The 19,065-nt window shown below is 68.3% G+C and carries 12 protein-coding genes and 10 pseudogenes; 8 read left to right on the top strand and 14 right to left on the bottom strand.

The features are described 5' to 3' along the window. Positions 1-192: 192 nt before the first annotated feature. From ACZ3IC_RS16430 to ACZ3IC_RS16420, 3 pseudogenes are all read right to left on the bottom strand, one after another. A pseudogene (locus ACZ3IC_RS16430) lies at positions 193-1,080 on the bottom strand (RNA repair domain-containing protein); the annotation flags it as partial. 319 nt (positions 1,081-1,399) lie between these two features. Then, positions 1,400-1,495 (bottom strand): annotated as a pseudogene (locus ACZ3IC_RS16425) (mycothiol transferase); the annotation flags it as partial. Between the two features lie 26 nt (positions 1,496-1,521). Then, positions 1,522-2,336, bottom strand: a pseudogene (locus ACZ3IC_RS16420) (RNA-guided endonuclease InsQ/TnpB family protein); the annotation flags it as partial. Positions 2,337-2,528: 192 nt separating this feature from the next. On the opposite strand from ACZ3IC_RS16420, the pseudogene ACZ3IC_RS16415 reads away from it, so the two are divergent. Next, positions 2,529-3,038, top strand: a pseudogene (locus tag ACZ3IC_RS16415) (DUF5753 domain-containing protein); the annotation flags it as partial. Continuing rightward, positions 3,010-3,228 carry a DUF397 domain-containing protein gene (locus ACZ3IC_RS16410; RefSeq protein ID WP_467416750.1) on the top strand — a complete coding sequence of 73 codons (219 nt, stop codon included), beginning with the start codon at positions 3,010-3,012 and terminating at the stop codon, positions 3,226-3,228. The pseudogene ACZ3IC_RS16415 and the gene ACZ3IC_RS16410, both read left to right, overlap by 29 nt. Before the next feature lie 263 nt (positions 3,229-3,491). On the opposite strand, the gene ACZ3IC_RS16405 is transcribed toward ACZ3IC_RS16410, so the two are convergent. Together ACZ3IC_RS16405 and ACZ3IC_RS16400 are read right to left on the bottom strand one after the other, a co-directional pair. Further along, on the bottom strand, positions 3,492-4,124 hold the full coding sequence (locus ACZ3IC_RS16405; protein WP_467416747.1) for a hypothetical protein: 633 nt from the start codon (positions 4,122-4,124) through the stop codon (positions 3,492-3,494). Positions 4,125-4,149: 25 nt separating this feature from the next. Further along, entirely contained in the window at positions 4,150-5,385 is a 1,236-nt protein-coding gene (locus ACZ3IC_RS16400) for a hypothetical protein (RefSeq protein WP_467416745.1), read from the bottom strand. A 13-nt stretch (positions 5,386-5,398) separates the two neighbouring features. On the opposite strand from ACZ3IC_RS16400, the gene ACZ3IC_RS16395 reads away from it, so the two are divergent. Further along, positions 5,399-6,157, top strand: a complete 759-nt coding sequence (locus tag ACZ3IC_RS16395; protein WP_467416743.1) for a hypothetical protein — start codon at positions 5,399-5,401, stop codon at positions 6,155-6,157. 164 nt (positions 6,158-6,321) lie between these two features. Here ACZ3IC_RS16395 and ACZ3IC_RS16390 read toward each other — a convergent pair whose 3' ends face one another. Next, positions 6,322-6,777, bottom strand: coding sequence for a hypothetical protein (locus ACZ3IC_RS16390; protein WP_467416740.1), 456 nt, complete (start codon positions 6,775-6,777; stop codon positions 6,322-6,324). A 251-nt stretch (positions 6,778-7,028) separates the two neighbouring features. Between ACZ3IC_RS16390 and ACZ3IC_RS16385 the strand changes: the two are divergent. Further along, positions 7,029-7,227, top strand: a pseudogene (locus tag ACZ3IC_RS16385) (GntR family transcriptional regulator); the annotation flags it as partial. A 328-nt stretch (positions 7,228-7,555) separates the two neighbouring features. On the opposite strand, the pseudogene ACZ3IC_RS16380 reads toward ACZ3IC_RS16385, so the two are convergent. Together ACZ3IC_RS16380 and ACZ3IC_RS16375 are read right to left on the bottom strand one after the other, a co-directional pair. Beyond that, positions 7,556-7,687: pseudogene (locus ACZ3IC_RS16380) on the bottom strand (YrrC family ATP-dependent DNA helicase); the annotation flags it as partial. A 21-nt stretch (positions 7,688-7,708) separates the two neighbouring features. Further along, positions 7,709-8,062 (bottom strand): hypothetical protein, encoded by a 354-nt coding sequence (locus tag ACZ3IC_RS16375; RefSeq protein ID WP_467417184.1) that lies wholly within the window; start codon positions 8,060-8,062, stop codon positions 7,709-7,711. Positions 8,063-8,404: 342 nt separating this feature from the next. Between ACZ3IC_RS16375 and ACZ3IC_RS16370 the strand changes: the two are divergent. Together ACZ3IC_RS16370 and ACZ3IC_RS16365 are read left to right on the top strand one after the other, a co-directional pair. Next, positions 8,405-9,229: pseudogene (locus ACZ3IC_RS16370) on the top strand (helix-turn-helix domain-containing protein). Further along, on the top strand, positions 9,216-9,440 hold the full coding sequence (locus ACZ3IC_RS16365; RefSeq protein WP_467416738.1) for a DUF397 domain-containing protein: 225 nt from the start codon (positions 9,216-9,218) through the stop codon (positions 9,438-9,440). The pseudogene ACZ3IC_RS16370 and the gene ACZ3IC_RS16365 overlap by 14 nt, the downstream one beginning before the upstream one ends. A 23-nt stretch (positions 9,441-9,463) precedes the next feature. Here ACZ3IC_RS16365 and ACZ3IC_RS16360 read toward each other — a convergent pair. After that, positions 9,464-9,721: pseudogene (locus ACZ3IC_RS16360) on the bottom strand (DUF7919 family protein); the annotation flags it as partial. 197 nt (positions 9,722-9,918) lie between these two features. Continuing rightward, complete coding sequence (locus tag ACZ3IC_RS16355) at positions 9,919-10,431, bottom strand: DinB family protein (RefSeq protein WP_467416735.1); 513 nt, start codon at positions 10,429-10,431, stop codon at positions 9,919-9,921. A gap of 316 nt (positions 10,432-10,747) precedes the next feature. Between ACZ3IC_RS16355 and ACZ3IC_RS16350 the strand changes: the two are divergent. Together ACZ3IC_RS16350 and ACZ3IC_RS16345 are read left to right on the top strand one after the other, a co-directional pair. Next, positions 10,748-11,121: pseudogene (locus tag ACZ3IC_RS16350) on the top strand (VOC family protein). 223 nt (positions 11,122-11,344) lie between these two features. Next, positions 11,345-11,713 (top strand): hypothetical protein, encoded by a 369-nt coding sequence (locus ACZ3IC_RS16345; protein ID WP_467416734.1) that lies wholly within the window; start codon positions 11,345-11,347, stop codon positions 11,711-11,713. 99 nt (positions 11,714-11,812) lie between these two features. On the opposite strand, the gene ACZ3IC_RS16340 is transcribed toward ACZ3IC_RS16345, so the two are convergent. The 4 genes and pseudogenes from ACZ3IC_RS16340 to ACZ3IC_RS16325 form a co-directional block, all read right to left on the bottom strand. After that, on the bottom strand, positions 11,813-12,484 hold the full coding sequence (locus ACZ3IC_RS16340) for a hypothetical protein (RefSeq protein ID WP_467416732.1): 672 nt from the start codon (positions 12,482-12,484) through the stop codon (positions 11,813-11,815). 2 nt (positions 12,485-12,486) lie between these two features. After that, complete coding sequence (locus ACZ3IC_RS16335) at positions 12,487-17,331, bottom strand: RICIN domain-containing protein (RefSeq protein WP_467417182.1); 4,845 nt, start codon at positions 17,329-17,331, stop codon at positions 12,487-12,489. A 345-nt stretch (positions 17,332-17,676) separates the two neighbouring features. Next, positions 17,677-17,913 (bottom strand): annotated as a pseudogene (locus ACZ3IC_RS16330) (hypothetical protein); the annotation flags it as partial. A gap of 383 nt (positions 17,914-18,296) precedes the next feature. Beyond that, positions 18,297-18,992 carry a DUF4328 domain-containing protein gene (locus tag ACZ3IC_RS16325; protein WP_467416731.1) on the bottom strand — a complete coding sequence of 232 codons (696 nt, stop codon included), beginning with the start codon at positions 18,990-18,992 and terminating at the stop codon, positions 18,297-18,299. Positions 18,993-19,065 lie beyond the last annotated feature (73 nt).

Below are 19,065 nucleotides of genomic sequence, written 5' to 3'. Positions count from 1 at the left end.
GAATGATCAGCAACTCCGGTGTGAGGAGGACGTTTTGGAATACGCCGATGGTCCGAGCGTGCACACGGATGGGGCCCCAGGGCATCAAGACGTTCGTCGAGGAGGCCGGTCGGAGCGGCTAGGAAGCTGTTGTCCGGCGACGCTTTGCCCCACCTGGCCATGGCCTCATCTGTCGGTGATCCCGGAAAGCCATGCCGTATCCTCCGGGCCCGGCGCTCCGACGCCGGGCCCGGGCAGCCGGCGGACCTCGCCCGTTCGCAAAGCGACCGTGGCCCGTGGCCGCATCGGCCCGTCGCCCCTGCGTGAGAGCAGGACGAGTTCCCAGACCGTCGCCGTCATGGTGTCGAGCCGGGTGACACAGTCGGCGGTGACTCGCCGCGGATCCCGGGTCCGGCCCAGGGACAGATGTGGGGTGAAGTTCTTGGCGGGCCCACTGCAGCGCGGGAACCGCTGCTGCAGCAGGCGGTGCAGGTGGGCCCACGGCGCCTGGCCGGCTGCCGTCGGGTCGAGCCACACGGTGAAGTACGCCCTGTGCCGGAAGGTGCGCACCCCGTCCAGCCGGGCGGTGAAGACCGGCGTCTCGGCCGTCGCCGCGGCGAGCAGCGGGGCAGCCCGCTCGAAGTCGGACTCCGGCACGAAGCCGAAGAGCACATTGACGTGCGGCGGCCACCGGTGGATCTGCGGATCGTAATCCCGGCGGATGTCCTGGATCGGCGGCCACAGCTCCGCAGGCGGGACCCAGGCCACCGCTGTGCGGGCCGTCGGGGGCACGTCGAGGACGCCGACGGGATCGCCCATGCCGGAGCTCGTACCGAAGCTCAGGTCCGCTTGCGGGTCCCGCACCCGGCCGGCGCCCGACGCATCGATGCGGTCCACGCCGGTGGCCCGGTCCCAGACCACCTCGCCGTCCGCCTCGATGAACACCACCCGGTGCCACGGGATGTCGCCCCCGGGTACGAATGAAGGCAGCGGGATGCGTTTACAGGCATCCCCGCGCTGGCTGATCCCCAGCACGAACCGGGCCGGGTCGAACCGCGGGTCCCAGCGGACCCGGTGATAGATCTCGTCGCTGGTTCGCATCACGCCTCCACGCCCCACTCACGCCGCACTCACGCCGCGACCGGCCGGACCGCCGCTCCAGCGCGGCTTCGCATACTCCACCTTCACCACATCCGGCACGTCGGGCAGCTTCTCCCGGCCGGTCAGGAGTGCCTCCGCCGACGTGTCGCCCCTGAGGTACCGGCGGAAGAAGGCGACGGTGCAGCCCGTGGCGATCCGGCGCCGGGTGGGCTCGTCGGCCGCTCCAGAACCCCTTCAGGACGGCCATGTTGGACATGGACCGACGCTACCGGCTCGCACTGGCAATCCCGGCCCGGCCCCCTCGCACCAGCGCCGGCTCTCAGACCCCCGTCCGGCCGTCGATGCGCTCGCGGATGAGGTCGGCGTGCCCGCAGTGGCGGGCGTACTCACCGATCATGTGCGTTTGAAGTGCTCTCCCGGCTGAAGCCGGGAGATTCCTGCTTACCTTGCGGCAGCGGGCTTGACGCGCTTCGCACGCCTGACGACTGCCCTCCCGGCAGCCGGGATGAGCGCGAGGCCCATCCGGTACAAGTGCAAGACATTCCGGGCTGCGTTGTGGTCGGCGTTGCCCGACCAGCCGCAGTCGGGGTTCTTGCACACGAACACGGCCTGGCTCTCCCGGTTGCCGGGCGTGGTGAAGCCGCACGCTGAGCAGCGTTGGGAAGTGCCGGGGGCGGGGACCTTGTGCAGGGTACCGCCGAGCCGGGCGGTCTTGTACGTCAGCATGGTGACCGTGCGGCCCCATGCCTCCCCGCTGATGGAGCGGTTCAGCCCGGACTTCTGGGCAACGTTCTTCCCTGGCTCCTCGATGTTCCCCTGGCCGACTTGACCATGTTCGTGATGGTGAGTGCTTCGACCACGACGGTGCCGTATGTGCGGGCGATGGCGGTGGTCGTCTGGTGCTGCCAGTCCAGGGCCCTGCGCTTGGCTTTCGCGCGAAGTCCTGCGATCTGGTCGTAGGTGCGGTGCAGCCGGCGGCTGGTGCGCTCGCCGGGCTTGCGGTGCCGCTTGCGCTGCGCGGCGCGCCGCTCCAGGTGCAGAAGCCTGGCCTCCTCCTTGCTGGTCAGCCATTCGCCGTGCTCGTACGTCTTGCCGTCGGAGAGGGCGATGGGCACGGTGACGCCCATGTCGATGCCGACGTCCGGCCCCTGGTGGGGCTCGGGCTCGACCTCCAAGGTCTGGACACTGAAGGCGATGTGCCAGCCGAGTGCGTCCTTGACCAGCCGTGCCCCGGTGATCCGGTTCTCCGCGTTGGCGAGAACCAACGAACCAGCCCTGCTCGAATTACGCATTCCTCAGCAGAGTCCTGAAGGGCGGAGCACTGGCCAAGATCAGAGGTAGATCCAACGCAGGTGACCTGCCCGCCCATGAACGAGCTGGTGTCGTCGAGCGACCGGGCGGCGCAGTTCGCCCTGGCCCGCTCCACGCTCCACGCTCCACGCTCCACGCTCCAGACAGAGGTTTACGCCCGTGCCGTGTTCCAGGCATATCGCCCCAACTACTGTACGGAGGAACTTGACGAATTCGTTGTCAACCGCATGGAGCGCGGCCGACTACTCACCAAGTCATCGACTCCAGTTGCCTGGACACTGCTCGACGAGGCGGCGCTCAGGCGCTGCGTCGGCGGGCCGCGCGTCATGCCGGAACAGCTGCACAAAGTGGCGGACATGGCCGAGTCCGGTCGTCTGCGTCTGCACGTGCTCACTTTCGCATCGGGAGCACACGCACTCCTGGAGAGCATGGTCTACCTGTTGAACTTCGCGGATGCCGCGCCAGTCGCGTACGTCGAGGGTCTTCAAACTGGACACCTGATGGATGATCCGGCGCTGGTTGAGGCCTGCCAGACGGCCTACACTCTCGCCCTGGGGGACGCGACCCCGCACCAGGAGTCAGTGGCCCTCGTCAGAGCCATCGCGGAGGAGCACGAACATGCACAGCACCGAGCCCACCATCGATGACGCCAGGACGCTGACCGGGTGGCGCAAGTCCAGCTACAGCGGAGGCGGCAACGGAGAGTGCCTTGAGGTAGCCGACGGCTACAGCGCCATCCCCGTCCGCGACAGCAAGACCCCGAGCGGCCCCGCGCTCGTCTTCTCCGCCGACGGATGGTCGTCGTTCGTCGCTGCGGTCAAGGGCGACAGCATCTGACGCCTTCCACGCCTCGCAACCGATCAGCTCCTGTTCCCGCTCGGCCGATTCGGCGCGCTCGACGGTCCAGTCGACTACGTAGCGGCTGAAGATGTCGGTGATCACGTAGGCGTGGTACCAGGTCCCCTTGGCCGACCCGGCGAGCTTGGTGATGTCCCAGGTGAACGCCTGTGACGGGCCGGTGGCGACCAGCTCGGGCACGGTCCTGGCCGGATGCACGGAGGCCCGGACCGCGCGAAAGCGGGCCGGGCCTCGGGTGTTCCTCAGGCCGCCGGGAGCCGGGGCAGTTCCTTCGGGAAGGTCCGCGACTCCTGGCAGTCGACAGCCTTGTACGTATGGCGGGCGAGTTGGTAGGCGAAGTCGACAAAGACCTGCCGCAACTCGGTCCCGTGGACGCGGGTCTCGCCGATGGTGCGGGCCTCGACGGTCAGCGCATAAGCCTCCCGCGCCTCGCCTCGCTTCTTGCCGGGCGGGGTGCAGGGGACGTACACATACGCGCGGTCCGGGTGCGCCAAGGCTCTGATGTCGCCGGACGACACCTCGACCGGGTTCTTGTCGCCCCCGTTCTCCGCGTAGTAGTCACGCCACGGGCCGGGAGCCGAGTCACGGGGCTGCACCTCTCCCGAGATGACGGAGCCACCGCTGGTGCGTACGTAGCAGGCGAAGAAGTAGTCCCCCTCCGACTGGTTCTGCCGAAGGCTCCCCCGCTCCTCGGCCGAACGCGCCGAGGGCAGGGCACGCGCCGCCGTCTCCCGGTCCACCGCGCCGTCGCACGGCCGGGCCGGCAGCCGGTCGATGCCCTTGGTGAAGATCTCCAGGTATCCGAATACCGCCGCGATCGCCACCAGGCAGCCGATTCCAGCGGTGAAGAAGTTTTTCTTCCGACGTGCCTGCATGAGGCTTCCCACATCCACTCAGAAATTACGCGGACGGCCGGGCATGGGAGTCCTCCAACATGTTGTCGCTGTCGTTCCAGCCCGCCTGAGTCGCCATGCGGATCATGTTCCGCGTGGCATCCTCCGTCAGTTCCTTGGACCCGTGCTTTTCCATGGCCTTGATGGCGCTCTCCTGTGTCTGCACGTTGGCCGATTCCAAGGAGTCGTTCAGCTTCCCCCCGCTGTCGTAGAGGGCCTGGTCCAGGGCGCCGTCGATCTGCTGCCCGTCGATGAGGCGGTCGACGGACATACCCGCGATTCCGCCGAAGAAGCCGCTGACCGCGGCGCCCGCCGCCGCCGCGGCCGGTGCCGTTCCCACCAGGGCGACGGTGCCCACGCCGACCCCGGCGGCCAGGATGGACTTGACGATGTCGCCCTTGGTCTTGAGGGCGGTGTTCGCTTCCTTCTCGGCCTCCAGGTCACCGGCGATCTCGGCGTCCGCGACCGAGTGCCCGACGATGCCTTCGATGATTCCGGCGTTCGTGGAGATGGCCCTGACCGCGTCCTCCGTCTTTCCGTCGAAAAGCTCCGGCTGGGCGATGTGCGCCTCCAGGGAACTGGCCGTGTAGACGCTCTCCCCGACGATGATCGCGGCGCGGCCCATGGGGTCCCGGGCCGTCTCGTACAGGAACCGTGTGGCATCCAGCCTCTTGAGCCCATCGGGATCCTGGCTGTTGCTCCAGAAGATCGACTCGGCTCCTTTGCCGGAGATCGACTGGCTGATCTCGGGCATGTAGGCGGCGGCCATGTCGCCGAAGCTCTCGCCCGTGGCCTTGTTCACCAGATCGGCGCCGGTCCCCGGCTGTGCGACCGCGTGCATGACCTCCTGCATCAGCGCGACCTGCGCCTTGCTGTGCGGCCTGATATCGGTCGCCTTCTCACCGTCCCCGTAGCCCGTCACCGCCGACTCCAGGGCGTGCGCCACCGAACCGTCGCGGTCGGTGTACCGGGTGCTCTCCAGCATGTGCTCGAAGACCTTCTTGTCGTCGAAGGTCTCCAGCGCGGCCTCGGGGTTGTGCGACAGGGCCTTCATGTAACCGATCAGCGGGTCGCTGCCGTTGTCCTTGCCGAAGACGAGGTCCGTGACGTTTCCGGCCTTCCAGAGGTCGTTGGTGCCCATGCCGGCGCTTCCGGCCGGCGCCATGTCCATCTTCAGGAGCTGCTTGCCGTAGGCGTCGAGGAACTCGGCGTCGTACTTGCCGTGGTGCATCAGGCTGCTCATGACCTGGTAGCCCATGGCGCCGTTCGGCCTCCGGGTCCGAGGAGTTGGCCCGGAAGGCCGTGGTCCCCTCTTCGATGACCCTCTTCTTCCACTCCTGCATGCCGTCCGCGTCGGACAGCGTGGCCGTCGCGAGCGTCATGCTCATGTCCCTCTGAATGCCCTGGAGCTGCTTGAGCTCGTCGCCCGTCGCGCCGCGGTGAAGCTCGGCGAGGTCGTTCCAGAACTGCAGGGTCTCCTTGCCCCCCAGCTTGGAGGCGAACTGGGCGGAGAAGAGCTCGTCGTCCTTGTACTTGGACATGGTCCGCTGGAACTCGGCGAGTTCCTCGGGCGACATCTTCTTGGCGTCCTTCGCCAGCTTCGCCATGTCGTCCGCCTTCTTCAGCGCGTCGGCGGCGGAGTCGCGGTCGGCGTACTTGGCGCCGGAGAAGCCGTAGTCGGCCTGTTCGGCTATCGCCTTCAGGGCACGGGCGGCGGTGGAGTCGCTCGTCGTGGCCGCGCCGAGGAGAACCTGGATCGTGTCCCTGAGAGCCTCGGCCTTCTCCTTGGTGCCGGGAGGTTCGGGGTGGACGCTCGCGATGACACGGAAACCGCCGCCCTTCTCACCGTAGACCGAGAGCTTGTCCCTCTCGAAGCCGTCGTCCAGGGCCTTCTTGAGCTTGTCCCGGTACCCGACGAGCTCGTCGTACGTGTCCTTGAGGATGTTGTGGATGGAGGTCGCCTGGGTGAGGGCGTCCGAGAACTCACCGAACGTCTTGGCAATGAACTCGCGTGAGACGGTGGCATTGAGACCCGCCCAGTTGGCCTTGTCGGACTTGGCCTTCATGTCGTCGCGCGACTGCTTCTCCAGCCTCGTCAGGCTCTTGACGACCGTGCCCCAGTCGCTGATCGCGGTGTTCAGAGTCGAGAAGTTGGCGTGCCGGAGTGCTTCGAGGTCCATCAGCGCTTCGTCCCTTCGTCAAAACCCTTGTCGAGGGTGGCGATGCTGCTGACGGTCGACGCGATGTAGTACTCGTCGCCCGCGTGGGCCTTCTTCGTGAAGTCCATGTGGTTGGAGATGTGGGCGCAGGCATCGAGCAGGGTGGTCAGCGACTTCTCCCACCGCTCCTGGACCTTGTGCAGGGCGCCCCCGAGCTCGAACTCCTGCGTCTTGAGGTCCTTGGCTGCGGTCTGGCTGCTGGACCAGGCGTCACGGCCGTAGCGGCCGAGTTCCGTGAACAGCTTGAACGCACTGTCACCGACTGCGGCCAGGTCCTGCTGGTCGACCTTGAGGTCACCCTGCTGCCCGCCGCCGCCTCCGCCGCCCCCGTTGCCGGGCACGCCGTTTAGTTGCATGCGCGAGGAGCTTCTGCTGCTGGCGTCGGCCTTCAGCTGCTCCCATTCGTCCCACGCCATCAGATCGAATCCTTCCCCCGTACGGACAAGCAAGGGTGCGACGTTCGACTCGGGAAGACCAGACGTCCCGATCACGTCAAAGGCCGACCCTACACAAGCAATTGGAACGGACGACCGGACAGCCCGACCCCCTGACGGCTCTCCCATGCGGGCGAGCGGTCAGACCGAGGAGCCGCGCGCCCGGGAGAGCAGGTCGCGGGCCGGGCCGGTGGGGGAGGGAACCCGGAGACCGGCCGCCGTCCCGCGCCCAGATCGGCCAGGAGTGCGGTGTGGGCGAGAACGTCGTCCGTCGCGCGCAAGAGCTCCTGATCTCAGGGCGTGTTGGAGGGGCGGGCCGGGTCAGGGACGTATGTGGCCGGGCCCCGGCAGCGGGTGCGCATAGTTCGCTCCGCTGCGCGCGAGCAGCCCGACGGCTCGCCATTCCGCGCGGACATGAAGGCTGTGGGGAAGCACGAGGGACCGACCTGTCTACGACAGTGAAGCAACCCGCGTAGGAGCGGATCCCGGCGGAGAACCCGACCGACGCACCCGCGCCCCGAAAGTGCGAAACGGGGCCCGGTCGAAAGACCGGACCCCCCTCTCACCTGGGACACGCTCGCCGAGGTACGGGGTGACGCGCCGGAGGCGGGTTCGTTGCGCCAGTCCTTGGCGGCCATGGGCTGCGCGCTCCTGGCGATCGTGTTCGTCGGGATCTGGGTGAACGGGTTCCTCGACCTCTTCCGCTGACAGCGAATGCCTCAAGTCGCCCGCGGCTACGCCACCGCCCCTGTCCGCAACAGCCCCAGCACGCCTCCGTCCGCAGGAAATCGCCCACCTGGGCACCGAGCAGCGCGCCGACCATCACGAGGAGATCACCGTTGCCGCGCCCAGTGTCGATGTGAGCGACGGTGTACCCGTTCTCCTCTTTGGCGTCGTCAAGCGGGTTGCCGACTCACCGGCTGCCGATGTCCGGTTCTCGGTGCCCCAGCCTGTCATTGTCCGGAACAGGTCCACTCGCGTTCAGTCGCGAACCCCGGCTCTCAGCGACCCGCTTGACCTCCCGCAACGACTCGCTCAGCCGGCTGGCGAGGAAGTGGAGCTCCACCCCTGTGACCCGTCGGTCCGCCAGCAGGTCGGCGGCGTGGCCGAGCAGGTCGTCCGCCATGCCGAGTTGAATGCTCTCGATACCGTCGGCCATCCGTGACACGTAGCCGGTGCCGTCCCCCAGGACGTAACACGGCTTGCCCTCCGCCGCAGTCCAGGGCAGCAACCTGAACGTGCGGCTTTCGCCCTGCTCCCCGTTCACGCGGCGACCTCGGCTCGGCGGAGGGGCCTGGGCCTCGAGATAGGGACGCACCAGTGGGCCGCCCTCCCCACACAGCGGACGCTCACCGGTACGGCGGACGGTGGGGCCGGCCACATATACGCAGGAGTACGGATGGACGGTGACGGGGACCGGGCGCAACCACCGCACCAGCGACTCGGTGAACCGGCGGACGAAATTCTTCATGTGTGCGCTCTCCCTCTGACTTACCCACGAACGGATGCGTTCTGTGGTGAATTGATCACAGAGTGGGGTCGGGCGTGGCTACGCTGCCAGGGGTTCGGGCTTGACAGCCCGCTGGTCAGACAGAGGAGTTGGGGCTGGATGGCGATGAACCGGAAGCCGCGTACACCGAGGGAGAAGTACGGGGAGGAGTTGAGGCTGCGAAGGACGGCAGCGGGGCTGACCCAGGAGGCCCTGGGCGATCAGGTGGTGTGCTCGCCGACGCTGATCAGCCATTACGAGGCGGGGCGGCGGCTGCCGAACCCGGATGACGCGCAGCGGGTCGATCGCGCGCTCCAGACGGATGGCTTCTTCGCCCGATAGCTGGAGGACCTGGAGACGAAGTACGCCGATCACTTCGCCGTGATGGCGGAGCTGGAGCAGCAGGCAACACTGATCCAGCAGTTCGCGCTCTCCCTGGTGCCCGGTCTGCTCCAGACGGACGGCTACGCGCGTGCGCTCTTCCGCGCGTACCGGCCGAACCATCGGCAGGCGGACCTTGACAGGGATGTCGTCATCCGGACCGAGCGTGCCCATATCCTCGACGGCCCGTTGAACCCTGTCCTGTGGACCATGCTGGACGAGGCCGTACTCAGGCGTCAGGTCGGCGGACCGCAGGTCATGGCCGAGCAGCTGCGCAAGATCGCCGACATGGCAGATGCCGGGCGGCTACGGTTGCATGTGCTGCCGTTCGGCGTGGGGGCGCACGCGTTGCAAGAGAGCCTGTTGTCACTGATGGGCTTCGAGGATGCCGCGCCGGTGGCTTATGTCGAGGGCTTCTTGACGGGGCATCTGATGGATGATCCAGCTCTGGTGAGGTCCAGTCAAACGGCCTACGATCTTGCCTTGAGCGATGCGATGTCGCACCAGGAATCAGTGGCCCTTGTGCGGGCAGCAGCGGAGGAACACGAACATGGTCAGCAGTAAGCGCAGCGTCTCCGACTCGTCCACGTTCACCGGGTGGTTCAAGTCCAGCTACAGCGGTGGCGGTCAGGGCGAGTGCCTTGAGGTCGCCGTCGGCTACGCCGCAGTCCCCGTCCGCGACAGCAAGATCCCGGACGGCCCCGCGCTCGTCTTCTCCGCCGACGGCTGGTCGTCGTTCGTCGCGGCGGTCAAGGGCGACCGCATCAACATCTGAGACCGACTGCGCCTCGCAACTGGTCAGCAATAGCTGACCAGTTGCGAGGCATTGTCACACGCGCAACAGAAATCTCTCACGCAGGTCCGGGTCGCGAAGCAGGTCGCAATAAATTCCCGAGGCGGCAGGTAGTTGTGATCCTTGACGTAGTGGTAGGTGAGATCCGGCGCGATTAGCAATTCTCCGTCTGCGGAGTAGACGCGCACTTCAGCAGCAGTGAGGCGTTCTGTTTTGCCGTCTTCGGCCTCGGCGCGGGTCCGACGCTCGGCTTCGAGGCGGTCGGTGGACTCGCAGCTTGACCCGGGACTGGGCCACTGCGTCGCGCGAGCGAAGGTGTTCCCGTTCTCCTCGTTGGCTACGTAATGCGCTCCAACACACCTTCAAGGACGGCCATGTTGGACATGATTCAACGCTATCTGCTCACGCTGACAACCCCGATCCGGCCCCTTCGCGCGACCGCTCAACCGATCGCCGACTCTCAGGCCCCCGTGCGGCCGTCGATGCGCTCGCGGATGAGGTCGGCGTGTCCGCAGTGGCGGGCGTACTCGCCGATCATGTGGGTGTAGATCCAGCGCAGCGTGACCTGCCCGCCCATGAACGGACTGGTGTCGTCGAGGGACCGAGCGGCGCAGTTCGCCCTGGCCCGCTCCACCTCGGCCTGCCATGTCGACAGCGCCCCTCCGTAGTCGGCCCCCTCGACGAGGTCGAACCCGCCGTCGCTGCCCGACGGGTCGGCGTCAGGGGTGAAGATCGGCAGCACATTCTCCTGAATCAGGACCCGACGGAACCAGTTCCGTTCGACCTCCGCCATGTGCTGGACGAGACCGAGCAGGGTGATCGGCGAAGGCTTCACGGATGCCTCACGCAACCGGTCGTCGTCGAGGCCCTCGCACTTCCGGGCAAGGGTGGCGCGGTAGAAGTCCAGCCAGCTCGCCAGGGACGTCCGCTCATCGGCGTCCAGGGGAGGCATGGTGCGATCGGGAGTGCTCATGGGCCGCAAGGCTGCCATGAGGGTCTGACAGCGGCGGTGATCAACGGGAGCACCGCCCCGCAGACGCCGGTGTGGGTCCGGAGCCGGAGCCGATCGCAGCCGATCGCTTTCCTGTTGTGGCAGCCAGCCTGCTCAAGTAGGGTCACCCGACGTGAACACCGGACCGGCGCTACGCCACACGCAGATTGGCCACCCGGTGGAGGGCTGATCGCACGACGGGTGCAAAGGACGCACCCCCTCAGTTCGCACGCGGACCTCCCGGAACTCGCCCACCGCGAGTCCGTTTTCCGTGTCGAACAACAACGAGGTCAGCCGAATGACAGCCACGTTCAACCACACCATCATCGCTGCCAAGGACCGCAACGAGTCGGCTCGGTTCTTCCGAGAGTTGTTGGAGCTTTCAGAAGCACCGCCCTGGGGCCCGTTCACCAACATCAGCTCTCCGACGGCGTGCTACTGCAGTTCGCCGAGCCGCCGGTGGAGATCCAGATGCAGCACTACGCGTTCCTGCTCGACGACGAGCTGTTCGATCGCGCGTATCGGCGGCTGTGTGATCGCGACATCGAGCACTGGGCCGATCCGCAGATGCGCCGCCCAGGCGAGATCAACAACGGGCACGGCGGTCGAGGCGTGTACTTCAAAGACCCTACCGGCCACGCGATTGAGCTGATCAACCGCCCGTATCTGTAACCGAGGGAAGACCTGGTCGGGTGCCCGGAACATGGCGCCCGACCAGGCGATCAACCGGCCGAACCCAACTTTTCCCCAGGGCGCCACCACCATCCAGGATGAAGTGGCCATGACCGGATCGGTGAGTCGGGCGCGAAGTAGGTCTTCGGTTCCGCTCGGGTGTTGCGCCAGCGGACGTAGGCGGCGTTCTGTTCGTCGTGGCTGCGGTGATCGGTGCCGTCGAGTGCGAAGTAGCGCCCCCACGGCTCCAGGCTGGCTGCGCGAGATCGAGGCGGTGCAGGTCCTGCGTGTCTCCTGGGTCCAGCAGTACCACCGCGACGACAGGGGCGTGCGCTTGCGGGAGAGCAAGGATCTCCCGCAAGTTCATCACCGGTTGTGCTCTCCCTATGACACCAATGCCCGTTACGGGATCAAGCGTGGCTCGGGCTGGACCAGCTACAAGGCCCACCTGACCGAGACCTGTGAGCCAGATGCACCGCATATGATCGCGCAGGTGGCCACCACCGACGCCGTGGTGGCCGACACGGAGATGACCCAACCGGTCCGCCTTACCGTCGGCATTGACGAGCCGCTGCAGCGCTGCCACTGCTGAAGACGGTGCCGGTGGACCGGATGGACGAGGCGGAGTCGGTGTGCTGACGTCTGCTGCGAGGGGTGGGCGGGACGTGCGTCCCGCCCACCCCTCGTAACGTCAGTCCCTCTGAAGGCCCTGGTCGACTGCACCTTCCGGGTAGCCGAGACGTTCGCCGAGTGCCACCAGCGCTACCCGGCACGGGCCGTCCAGCGGCAGCGCGTAGCGTTTGACCGCGCGCAGGAAGAGCCGGAAACCGAGGTCGGCGCACGCCCCGGTGATCACCTGCTCCAGCGCCGGTACCAGGGGCGCGGGCAGCGGCAGCGGGTTGAACACCTCTCCTTCCTCGTGCGCCCGCGTCAGCGCGGCAGCCAGCGGGGCCGTTGCCCTGTACACCGCGGCGCACAGCGACTCGTCTGTCACGGGGTCGGCCGGGGGCGGGGTAAAGCCGGGGTCACGGTGGGATTCCGCCGCGAGCCAGGCCGATTCGATCCGCTCCAGCCACTCCCGCGCTCCGACCTGCTGCTTGGCCGGGTCGAACGCGTAGTCGGTTGAGCCGACCCAGGCCGTGCGGATCGTGTCGTCCGCCAGGCCGGAGTCCAGTAGCCGCCGTACGTCACGGCCCAGCTGCAGGGACGCCGGACGGCCAAGCTCCCGGACCGACCGTTCGGTGGTCAGGAGCAGGGCCGAGACCGGCCCCCGCTCGATGAGGCACTCCATCTCCGCAGTAGGCAGGTCCGCGAGCTCATCGCACTGCTCGGAGAGCCAGGTGAGGCCGGTCTCGTATGTCATGTTTACTCCGGGTAGGCGGTGTAGACGACCCAGGTCTTGGGCTTCATATGCCCCTTGGCGAACTTCAGCTGGATCACCACCGTGTTGCCGACGGCCTGGCCTGCCGAACTGCCGCCGCTCACCCACTTCGTACCGAGTGAGGCGCCGTGCCCGGTGACCTGAATGCGGATAGGCAGCAGGTCCTTTCTCGGGTCGAAACCGATGCCCTTGCCGACCCGCTGGGCCTGCCTGAGGCGCCAGGCCTCCAGCTTGTCCGCGTTGCCGGGCAGCTTGATCCAGTCTGCCATGGCCTGGTCGACCGCCGCGACGGCGATGTCCTTGCTGGCCCACTGCGTCGCCACGCCGTCCTTGGCCAGCTTGTCGGCCAGCTTCTGGGGGCTGAGGTCCACATGGTCCCCGAGGGTGTGCGCACCCTCGACGCCCTCGTCGGCGAGGATATTGGTGCAGTTGTGCACCAAGACGTCGCGGGAACGCTGCCCGGCGGTGCCGATGTAGAACGAGTGGAACCCGTCGACCGTGAGGTCGAACACCTCACGGGGCGCCAGGCCGGCGCGGTCCCGCAGGCCCTGCACCCGGTGCAGGCTTCCGTCGGGGGTGTGCAGGCGGTCGCCCACCCGCAGGTCCGAGACCAGCGTCCAGCCGTGCTCCGCGACGTAGAACCGGTGACCGGCCGTGCTGGTCAGGACTCCGCCGCTGACGGTGATGTCCACCAGCCGCGTGGTGTCGTGGCTGAAGGTCGCGGTCACCGGCTGGGCCGCGGACTGCCCGCTCTGCGGGTCGGTGGCCAGCACCGTCTCACCGACGTGCACGTCGCGGATCGCCTTGCGGGAGCCGTCCGCCATGAGTACCTGGGTGCCTCCGGGGAAACTGTTCCGGGTGCATGTGGTGACCAGGTCCTCGTACGCGTCGACAGTGTTCTCGATTTTGGCGAGAGTCGTCGGGTCGATGTCCAGTGCCTTCAGCGCGTTGAGTGCCTCCCGCACCCCGGTGCCCGTGCGCATGGCGGTCTTCAGGGCGTTGAGCCCCTCGACGACCTTGCCCAGCGCCTTACTCGGGATGAAGTTGGACGCCGCCCAGGCGCAGCCGGACACACTGCCGTGCCAGCAGTCCAGGAAGTCCTGGACCAGGATCTGCTTGCCGACCTCGAGATAGGTCTTGAGCAAGCCTTGCAGGATATCCGACTGGGTGAATGTCTTGGTGATGTCTTTCTTCAGGCCGGTGAAGGGCTCTGAACCCAGGTGCACCGTGTCCACCGAGGGGCAGCCCGACTGGGTCGCCGGCACGTTGGAGTTGGTGCACAGGTAGTAGTCGACCTTGACGTTGAAGGTGTAGGTGAAGGTGACCGTGCAGCTCGTGCCGAGGCCGGGCGGCAGCTCGCACGGCTGGTCCTGCCTGACGTCCGTGACCTCGACGCTCTCCTCGTCCACGACGAAGAACGTGCCGCCGCCGAAGCTGGTGCCGGCGCCGTCACTGACCGTCTGGTTGGCGGCCTCCCGTTCGGCGGACTCGGCTGCCTGCTGTGCTGATTCGGCGTAGGCCTGGGCGTCCTTGGCGGCTTCCTCCGCCGCCGTCGCGGCAGCGTCGGCCCGCTCAGCGGCGGCCCTGGCCTGGCTCGCGGACTCCTCCGCCTGCGTGGCGGCCGCGCGGGCGGCGTCGGCGTCGAGAGCGGCGGCGTCGGCGGAGGTGCGGGCGGCTTCGGCGTAGCCTTCGGCACGGCCCGCGGCATTGTCGGCGGCGGCTGCATCGGCGGTGGCCTGGGCCTGGTAGCCGATGGTGCGAGCCAGTGACTGCTGTGCCTTCGCCGCGGCGGTCGCCGCCTCGGCCGCGTAGGTCAGTGCCTCCTCCGAGTAGCCGCGGGCGTCCGCGGCGTGCTTGGCGGCGTTCGCCGCGTGCTGGTAGGCGGCCTTGGCGTCGCCCTGTGCCTGGTTGGCGATGGTCTGGGCGGCCTCGGCCTCCTCCGCCGCATTGGCGGCGTGGGCGTCCGCGACGGCCTTCTGCTGCTCGGCGATGGTCTTCGCCGCCTGGCCGGACAGGACCACCAGAGAAGCGGCCGAGTCCTTGGTGACGTACGGCGAGCCGAGCTGGATCGCGTCGTTCGCGGGGGCGGCGACCTGCGCGGCTGAGTTCCCGGCGTCCACCGCCGCCTGCGCGGTGACATAGGCGAACCCCGCCGCCTTCGCTGCGGCGACGGTGGCCTTGTCGGCCTCGGCCTGCGCCGCGTCCGCCTCGGCCTTGGCCGTCTTCGCCTGCGCCTCGGCCTCGTTGGCCGCCTCGACCGACAACGCGGCCTCGGCCGAGGCGTGCTCGGAGGCGTCGATGGCGTCGGCAGCGGCGCTGGTCGCGGTGCGCACTGCGGCGTCCGCCTGCAGCTTCGCCGCCTGCGCCTCGTCCGCGGCTGCCCGGGAGCGCTTGGCGGCGGCCTCCGCGCGGGTCGCCGCCGCGTCCGCGTCCGCTGCCGCCTGGGTGGCCGCGTCGGCCGCGGTACGAGCCCGGCCGGCCGCCGCCTCGGCGTCCTCCGCGTGCCGGTCGGCCTCATTGGCCGCCGCCCGCGCGGCGTCCGCCGCATCCCCCGCTTCCAGAGATTCGGCGTAGGCCTCCTTGGCGTCGGCCTTGGCGCGCGCCGCGTCCGCCTTCTGCTCGGCGTCCCACGCGTCGTCGCGCAGTTCCCTGGCACGATCCCGGGCGGTCTCGGCGTCCTCCTTCCGGGCCACCGCCGTGGCCTCCGCCGTCTCGGCCTTGCCCTTGGCGGTCTCGGCGTTGGCCGCTTCGGCTTCTGCGGTCTGCCGGTGCTGGGCCGCCTCCGACTTCTTGAGGTCGGCGGTCTCCTTCTCCTTCTTCGCCGTGGCCTCTTCAGCCTCGGCCTGCAGTCGCTTGGCATGCGCCTCAGCCGCCGCCGCCTTCGCGTCCGCCTCCGCGACCAGGGACTCGGCGAGCTTGGCCTCGGCCAGCTCCTTGTCCGTCTTGGCGTTGTCACGGTGCAGCTTGGCCGCGTCCGCGGCCGCCTTGGCCTGCAGTTCGGCCCGGTAGGCCGCCTGCTTGCGGAACTCCGCCTTGGACTGCGCGGCCTGCGCCAGCGCCCGCTGGGCGATCGTGGCGCTGTCCGCAGCAGCCGCCCGGGTGGCCGCCTCCGCGGTCTCACCGGCCTTCACCAGCGCCGCGACCGCGGCCGCCGCTCCCTGCGTGACCTGCGCCTTCTGCTGGCCTACCAGCAGACCGCGGCCCCGCGGCGCCCCGTTGGCGTCCGCGATCGCGTACGCCGCCTGCTCGGCGGTGACGCTGGCGTTCTGGGCGGCCGTCGCGGCCGTCGCCTGGCGCTTGAGCTCGGCCAGCTCGGCCTGCGCTCCTGTGCGCGCGGCGCTCAGCCGCTGCGACGCCTTGGTGAACTCCGTCGACGGCGGAACGCTGCCGTTGTGCTCGGAGACCTTGAACAGCACCTTCTGCGTGGCAGCGTCGCTGCAGGCGGCCGCGAGCACGTCCTGTCCGGCGTTGTACGTGGGGCTCAGGCACTTGTTCGCCCCCAGGTTCTGCAGGGTGGCGTCGGCCCGGACGCTGAACTTCCACACCTGCATGGACGTGCCGTTGCAGGTCCAGATCTGGATCTTCGTCTGGTTGGTGGCCACGTCGAGGCACTTCTGCGAGTTCACGTTCTGCAGGCTGTAGCCCTCGCCGTAGCCCCCGTTGATCCTCCACTGCTGGGCGGCCGCCGTGGAGCAGGCGACGACCTCCACAGCCGTGCCGTTCGCGGTGCCGGAACCCTGCACGCCCAGGCACTTGCCGGTCGCGCCCGGGAAAGTCACGCCCGGGATCTGGACGGCCATCGGGGAGGTGCCGATCCAACCGATACCGCCCGAGGACCAGTAGTCCTGCCAGCGGGTGATGTGGTCGGCGACCCACGAGTAGCCGAGCATCTTGCCCATCGACTCGGAGGCGACAGTCAGCGCCTGGACGGCGTTCTTGTTCGCGGCCAGGATGTCGTTTCGCTCGGCGGCCTGCGAGCCGATCTCCTGCTGCCACTCCGCCCCGGCGGTCGCGGAGACCTCGCCCAGGACCTTCTCAGGGTCCATCGGATCACGCCACGCACAGGCGGCGAAGCGGGACTTGAGGTCCTCGACCGCGATCCGGTGCTCGGCGGTTCCCGGCACCGGCGCCTTGTTCGGGAAGCCGCCCGAGCTCAGGAAGAGGCGGGCGTTGTCCGCGCCGGTCGGCTCCCGGCTCCACCTGTCCGTCAGGTATTCGTAAGCTTCCCGCAGGGCGACCTGTCGGTTCCAGTCCGGCAGGGAGGGGTCGGGGTCGCTGCCGTACAACGGCTGTCCCAGAGCCTTGACCGCCGCGACGGTCTCCGCGTCGGCCGGCGGAGTCGCGTCCTCGTAGAAGTCGCTCTCGTCCTTCCAGAACCGGTCGGCGATCCACGCCGTGAGGCCGGTCTGGGAGTGGAAGTCCTCACCGTCGTCACCACTGGTCCCGGGCGGCCACTCGAAGTCGACGACGGAACCGAAGCCGCCCGGCGTCTCGAGCCCGGATATTTTCCAGCTGTCGTGGAGCGCGTTCAGCCGGTCCAGCTCAACAAGCGCGGCATCCTGGTCCGACCTGTACGCGGTGGCGAGCGGAGTGTCCTCCCAGTAGTGCCGGTCGGCCAGCTCCCGCAGCCGCTCCGGACTCTGGTTGAGCGCTTCCTTCGCGGTGGCGGCCATGGCCGGCCCGCCCAGCCGCAGTACGTCGCTCATCAGGCACTGGTCCTGCCGCAACTGCTCGGCGGCGGTGACCTCGTACAAGTCGTAGTCAGCGGCCAACTCAGTCGGCGGTGCCGTGTACCCGTCGCTCACACCAACCCCGGCCAGTAGGGCCATGGCAAGCAGTGGTGGGAGCAGACGGCCGGTCAAGCGAAAGTGTCGGAGTAAGGGTCTGGGAGACCCTGGGGGTCTGGAGCGCAATGGAGTACCACTTCTGGTCAGGGAGCCGACCGAAGGATGCGGCAGGGCCCGCATGACTCAATGGCCTCACGCCTTCGCACCTGACGGTCGCTCAAGTAATGCGTCCGTATATAGAACAAGAGTCCGGACCTGGAGGCAGGATGGTACCCAGAGGTGGCAGGCGTGGATAAGGAATAATCTTTCCCCGGCAGGGGAGTTGAGCAGATCAGAGGCGGCCCCGCGGTGCTTTCGGCGTTCCCTGCGCGGGCGGCGCGGCCATCGTCAGCTACGAGGTCGTCGGCCGCGACACCATCCGCCGCAAACACGACGTCGACACCGAGACCAGCATCGACCGGCGAGGAGCTGGCGGGCGCCGCGCAACGTGGTGTGCAGCTTTTGCTGGGTGGCGCGGCTGTCGAGGCGGACATCGAGCGCCCCGGGAAGCGCGCTCTCGGCCCGCAGACCCACAGGAAGTCGGGAGGCGTCGAGCCCGTCACGCTTGGCGATGAGGATTCCGACCGATCCCGTACAGCGAGCGCCCGTGACCGGCGAGGAGGCCGAGTACCAGACCCGTCAGCGGCTGCCCGGTGCCCCCTCGTCGGCTGTCGTCCCCTCGTGCCGCATTCCCAGGCATGGCGTCCAACTCCTCTGCTCGTCACCCGGCTCCGTCATGGTGAGGAGGAAACCGGCAGCTCGAACGCGCCATGTTCCTCATGCCCTTGCCTGTATGAACGCGGGAGCGAACCGAAGGCGGTCGTCGTGGCGATGAACTCGAGGATCTGGGTGGAGGTCGCTTCCGTGGGGCCATGCCACTCGGTCAGGGACAGCGGCAGGTGCCAGGCGCCCCACACAGGGCCGACGACGAGGGTGGCGACCGGTGGGGGCTGAAGATTGACCGCCGTTCAGGTCCCCCGCTTCACCTGCAATACCGGACCGGCGCCGCGCCGCAGGGTCTCGGACATGTGCTTCTGCTGTACCGCACTGAGGGCGCGGACGACGAAGACGACGGCCGCGTCGGCTGCCAGCAGCAGGGGTGCATCCGTGTAGACGCGGGCGATGACGGCGTCCGTGGTATCGGTGTACATCAGGCCTGCTCCGCTCAGGCTGCCGACCAGCCACAGGTCCCACCACCAGTTCACCGCGCGTGGTAGGCACTCACCGGGGGCGTCGGCGCGGTGGATGTCCACGACGATCCCGCGGGGTACCCACAGGTTGGCGACGGGGACGATCCAGCCGGCGTAGCCCCATGGCCAGGCGTAGCGCGGGCGCTGTCCCGAGAGGGTGTGCGCGTTGTCCTGGACCCTCCACAGCCAGGTGAGGAAGGCGATCGCGCACAGCGCCGTGGCCGCGTCTCCCAGGGAGCTGACGATGTGGTAAGCGTTCTCCAGCGCGGTCGGCGGGCGGTGCCCGCCGTCGCCCTGGTCCGGTGGTCCGGACGGCGGCTGTCCCGCTGCGGCGAGCCGGATCTGCCACACGGCCCGGGCCACCCAGGCTGCGCCGGCGAGAACAAGGGCGGCGACGGCGCAGCGGGCCACTCCCTTGATCGGGCGCAGGGCGGACGGTGCGATGTGATCGTTCTCTATCGACGGATTCGCCACTGGTGAAGGGCAGAGTCTCGACGCCCCGTTCGGCCACGCCGGCACGCGGCTCCATGAGTGGTTCTTCCCGACC

It is taken from the genome of Streptomyces sp. NPDC002958 (assembly GCF_055563255.1).
Note: the sequence above shows the minus strand (reverse complement) of the source record. Positions and strands in the feature narration are given on the sequence as shown.

What these genes read in the sequence shown, in the direction of transcription:
- ACZ3IC_RS16410 (WP_467416750.1), top strand. Translation starts at nt 3,010, where the DNA reads ATGCACAGCACCGAGCCCACCATCGATGACGCCAGGACGCTGACCGGG.
- ACZ3IC_RS16400 (WP_467416745.1), bottom strand. Translation starts at nt 5,385, where the DNA reads ATGAGCAGCCTGATGCACCACGGCAAGTACGACGCCGAGTTCCTCGAC.
- ACZ3IC_RS16390 (WP_467416740.1), bottom strand. Translation starts at nt 6,777, where the DNA reads ATGGCGTGGGACGAATGGGAGCAGCTGAAGGCCGACGCCAGCAGCAGA.
- ACZ3IC_RS16365 (WP_467416738.1), top strand. Translation starts at nt 9,216, where the DNA reads ATGGTCAGCAGTAAGCGCAGCGTCTCCGACTCGTCCACGTTCACCGGG.
- ACZ3IC_RS16405 (WP_467416747.1), bottom strand. Translation starts at nt 4,124, where the DNA reads ATGCAGGCACGTCGGAAGAAAAACTTCTTCACCGCTGGAATCGGCTGC.
- ACZ3IC_RS16340 (WP_467416732.1), bottom strand. Translation starts at nt 12,484, where the DNA reads ATGACATACGAGACCGGCCTCACCTGGCTCTCCGAGCAGTGCGATGAG.
- ACZ3IC_RS16395 (WP_467416743.1), top strand. Translation starts at nt 5,399, where the DNA reads ATGGCGCCGTTCGGCCTCCGGGTCCGAGGAGTTGGCCCGGAAGGCCGT.
- ACZ3IC_RS16335 (WP_467417182.1), bottom strand. Translation starts at nt 17,331, where the DNA reads ATGGCCCTACTGGCCGGGGTTGGTGTGAGCGACGGGTACACGGCACCG.
- ACZ3IC_RS16355 (WP_467416735.1), bottom strand. Translation starts at nt 10,431, where the DNA reads ATGAGCACTCCCGATCGCACCATGCCTCCCCTGGACGCCGATGAGCGG.